This is a genomic window from Mesorhizobium sp. M7A.F.Ca.CA.004.12.1.1, from assembly GCF_003997835.1.
Lineage (GTDB): Bacteria > Pseudomonadota > Alphaproteobacteria > Rhizobiales > Rhizobiaceae > Mesorhizobium.
The window spans coordinates 1-1,660 of sequence record NZ_RZRK01001072.1; the positions used below are offsets into that span (position 1 = coordinate 1).

Genomic DNA, 1,660 nt, shown 5'->3' on the forward strand with positions numbered 1-1,660 from the left:
GGCGGCCCGCTGGGCCAGCACACCCGCAACTTTTCGTCTGAATTCGATGGTGCCGCGCTTGTCGTCGATGGGACGGCAGGCGCCCGCACAGACCTTGGCGAGCCGCTCCAGCGTCGCTTCGTCCAGCTTGGAGCCGATGAGCACCTCCGCCGCCTCTTCGACCAGAAGCACCGTCGCCGCCACGGCGCCCAGCGCCACGCGGGCCGATTTGACCACACCGTGCTCGTCGAGCGTCAGGTTCACGCCGGCACTGACCACCGCGATGTCCATCTCGGTGCGTGGAATGAAACGCAGATAGGCATCGCCAGAGCGCGGCTCGCGCTTGTCGAGTAGGATCGCCTCGATGATCTCGCCTTTGGCCAGCGACGTCTTGCCCGGCGCGGTCGGCACGCTCTGCACGGGAATCGTGCGCCGGCCCGCCGGCCCGACGACCACTGCCTTGGCGCCGGCGGCAACCAGCGCCGGCACGCTGTCGGCGGCCGGCGAGGCGTTGCAGAGATTGCCCACGATGGTGCAGCGTCCCTGCACCTGCTTCGAGCCGATCAGCTTGGCCGCCTCGACGACACCAGGCCATGCCTTCTTGAGGGCGGTGTTCTCTCCCAGGACGGCGCAGGGAACCGCGGCGCCGATGCTGAAGCCTTCAGCAGTTTCCCGGATCTCGCTCAAGCCATCGATCGCCTTGATGTCGACGATCAGCTCTGGTTCGGCAAAGCCGCCCTTCATCCTGACCAGGAGGTCGCTGCCTCCCGCGAGGATGGCGGCCGTACCAGCCGACCCGGCCAAGTGGCCAACGGCATCTTCTATTGAAAGCGGACGTATGTAGCGCATCGTCTCCCCTTGGTCATCGCGATTTCAGCGACCGTTATAAACAGTCTCCTCATAATGGCTATCCGGTTCCTCAACTGCGGCGATTAGGCCAGGCGCCGCAATATCCAGTCCAACAGACGGAAAGTGGCGCGCTGAATGGCAGCAACCGGCTTTGGGATGATTTTCGTGAAACTTCGGCTATGGATCAAGTGCGCTCATTCGCCCTTGTCCGCCTTTGGACCGGAACGGCCTCAGCCCGTGACGCGCTTTCCCGGAAAACTGTTCACATTTTTCCTGGAATTGCCCTAGAGATCGGCCTCGGCGAAGATGCGCGAGGCCCAGTCGAGGAAGACGCGCAGGCGTGGCGAGAGCTGACGGTTCTGCGGGTAGAGCGCCGACAGCGGTGTCGGCGATGGCGGATAGTCGGCCAGCACCTCGACGAGCGTCCCATCCGCCAGATCCTTCTCGAAGCGATAGCGCGGTGCCTGGATGAGGCCGAGGCCAAGCCGCGCCAGATCGGCGGCGGTGTCGGAATTGTTGGCGGCGACGCGGCATGGCAGCCGCACCTCACGGATACTGCCGGCGACGGTGAATTCGAACGGAAGGGTCTCGCCGGTGCGCGACGAAACAAAGCCCACCGCCTGGTGACCGTCGAGCGCATCGGGGGAGACGGGCGTGCCGTGGCGCTCGAGATAGGCAGGGCTGGCGCAGGTGATCTCGCGGATGACAGCCAGCCGCCGCATGATCATGCCGCTGTCGGGCGGCTCGCCGACGCGGATGACGCAGTCGACGCCTTCGCGCACGAGATCGACCAGCCGGTCGCTTTGGCCGATCTGCAGGTCGATCCTGACAT

2 protein-coding genes are annotated in these 1,660 nt (G+C 65.2%); both read right to left on the reverse strand.

Annotation, left to right across the window (positions count from 1 at the left end):
• Positions 1-828, reverse strand: an 828-nt coding sequence (locus EN984_RS33690; RefSeq protein WP_164765880.1) for a xanthine dehydrogenase family protein subunit M, incomplete at its 3' end; no start/stop codon positions are given.
• A 284-nt stretch (positions 829-1,112) separates the two neighbouring features.
• A partial coding sequence (locus tag EN984_RS33695; RefSeq protein WP_245480178.1) for a LysR substrate-binding domain-containing protein occupies positions 1,113-1,660 on the reverse strand: 548 nt, incomplete at its 5' end.